General features: G+C 56.5%; 3 protein-coding genes. All 3 read right to left on the bottom strand.

Annotated features, from left to right (window positions below; genetic code table 11):
- Window positions 1-230 precede the first annotated feature (230 nt).
- The 3 genes from ACE4YL_RS00805 to ACE4YL_RS00795 all read right to left on the bottom strand — a co-directional run bounded on the left by ACE4YL_RS00805 (window position 231) and on the right by ACE4YL_RS00795 (window position 1942).
- Window positions 231-755 carry a hypothetical protein gene (locus ACE4YL_RS00805; RefSeq protein WP_461369021.1) on the bottom strand — a complete coding sequence of 175 codons (525 nt, stop codon included), beginning with the start codon at window positions 753-755 and terminating at the stop codon, window positions 231-233.
- 72 nt (window positions 756-827) lie between these two features.
- Window positions 828-1274, bottom strand: coding sequence for a hypothetical protein (locus tag ACE4YL_RS00800; protein ID WP_461369020.1), 447 nt, complete (start codon window positions 1272-1274; stop codon window positions 828-830).
- Window positions 1275-1372: 98 nt separating this feature from the next.
- On the bottom strand, window positions 1373-1942 hold the full coding sequence (locus tag ACE4YL_RS00795; RefSeq protein WP_461369019.1) for a hypothetical protein: 570 nt from the start codon (window positions 1940-1942) through the stop codon (window positions 1373-1375).
- Window positions 1943-2167 lie beyond the last annotated feature (225 nt).

The raw sequence follows: 2167 nt of genomic DNA, 5'->3' as shown, positions 1-2167 counted from the left end.
GCGATCAGCTCCCGGCGATCCTCGTCGAAGATCGGCGGCTGCAACCAGAAGGGGTAGTGTCCGCAGTATCTGCAGCGGTAGCGGCCCTCGCGGCGGCCCTTCTTCTCCGTCACGCCCCGACGCCCGCAGGCGGGGCAGGTGTAATACTTTACTGTCATCGAGATCCATCCTTCCCTTCAAGTAACCCACTCCACATGGCCCCCTGCGAAAGAGGGGCCAGAGCAACGGGCCTACTCGATGAACTCGACCAACTCCTGGCCCAGCGCCTCCGCCGCGTCCTGCAGCAGGGAACCGGGCAGCTCGACGGGTCCAAGCATGTCCCCGTGCACCCGTCCGAAAATATCATCGTCATAGCCGGGCAGCTGGTCCAACACCGCGTAGTCGGCGGCATCGTTTTCCCGTTCCCACCTGCTCCACCGTTGCCACCAGACCAGAATCCTCCCGGCCTGGGTCTGGTATATTTTGTAGTCCGTTCCCCGGTCATCCCGGGAGCTGGTCTGGCCGGTCAGCACTTCCGCCTCGGCCAGCTTGCGGCCCACGAACCGGATCTGGCGGATGTCATCATCACCCTGGCTGCGCAGGACGCCCACGGGCAGGGTGTACTCCTGCATCCCCTGCCGCTCGGCCCGCTTGACGCTCACAAACCGGCGCAGGGCCTCGGCGATGACGCTGGAAAGGCTGTCACCGCCCAACTTTTCAGCTTCCTCGAAAAGACTAACATCCTCGTCTTTCACATAAATAGTCTTATTTGCCACCTGAAAAACCTCCTTTTTCATCGTCCTTTCAAGGGTTATTTGCCGGGATTGACGGCTCCCGGCGGGCCTTTTTTACAGTTCTTCCGGCGCGATGTCCGCGTCGGAAATATGGTGGCCATCCTCCAGCGTCACAGTACAAATCTCGTCAATCGTATGCTGGTGCAGGTACTCAAGTACCTGGCGGGCAGCCTCCGAAGAGGCATCCCGTAAACCGGTGCGGAAGAAAACCAGCACGCGATCTGGCTCGACGATCACCTCCCGGCCCCCGTCCGTAATGATACGGACAGACGACATTCCGGTTGCATCCTTCATCCGCCCGACGGCGTAGCGGCCGCCGGGGGTGCCGATGACACAATGGGGCGGCTCCGGCACCGGGCCGCCGTCCCGGAAGCTCAATACCTGCTCATAAGGCGGCAAAGCAAAAACACTTGCTGCAGCAGCGTATAGCTGCTCCATCTTGTATTCCTCGCTCACGGGGTTATGCCCGCGAGTGCTCACCATAGAGACCACTTTTTTCATTTTTTTCTCCTCCTTTCTATTCTTGCCGGGATTATGGCTCCCGGCGGGCCTGTCTGGTATGGCCGATACAAAGCCTCGGCCACAGGGCTTAGGACAAACTACGCTTCGCCCAGCAGTTCTTCTATTTCCGCCAGCCGCTTCAAGAGGGCCTCTTTTTCGGCTTTCAATGCGGCCAGGGGATCGTCGGCCTCGACGACTTCAAATGTGCCGTATTCCTCTTTCCAGCCAAGTTTCTGCTCGACCGCCAGCCGGGGTACATCATAGATTGTGATTTCGCTACCTGCGCGGACGATGGTGTACCAGTTTTTCATGCTGCCGCCGCTGTCACAACCGCCTTTCTCGAAGCAGACCCCCTCGCCGGGCCGTGCACCACTGTCCCTGCCTCTGGCCGAGGCGATGGTTTTTCCAAAGAGGACAACCGGCGCTCTCCATTCGCCTATGTCCTCGTTTATGGTTGCTTTCACGGTGACCAGTTCCTGGGGCAGATCGTCCTGCCCGTAGACCTCGCGCATGATGCTTCTAACAGTATCAATGCTGCGCTCGTCTACTTCCCATGTTCTGTTGCTGGCGTTCCACTTGCCACCAGCTTTTTTGATTTTGGATACAAAGCTGGGATTGTAAGGAGAATCAATAGCAATTCTCCCGTTTCCTAAATTTGTGATTTTCATTCTTTCTTGCCCCCTTCCCTTGTTAATCTTATTATACTATACTTATACGTATAATGCAAGTATATAAATATTAAGATTTCTTAACATTTAGGGCAAAAAATAAAGCCCCTCTAAAGAGGGGCATAATCAAGCGTCTCAATCTTCCCGGTGAGGTAATGTCGTTCTGGCCTCCTTGATCAGTTTGTCCAGCTCCCGCTCAATCCGGTAGAGCGGATCGTAAGTCCA

The sequence above is a fragment of the Candidatus Darwinibacter acetoxidans genome, from assembly GCF_041936445.1.
Taxonomy (GTDB): Bacteria; Bacillota; Limnochordia; order Darwinibacteriales; family Darwinibacteriaceae; genus DTU010.
The sequence above is the reverse complement of the archived record's forward strand: the minus strand, read 5'-3'. Positions and strand labels throughout refer to the sequence as shown.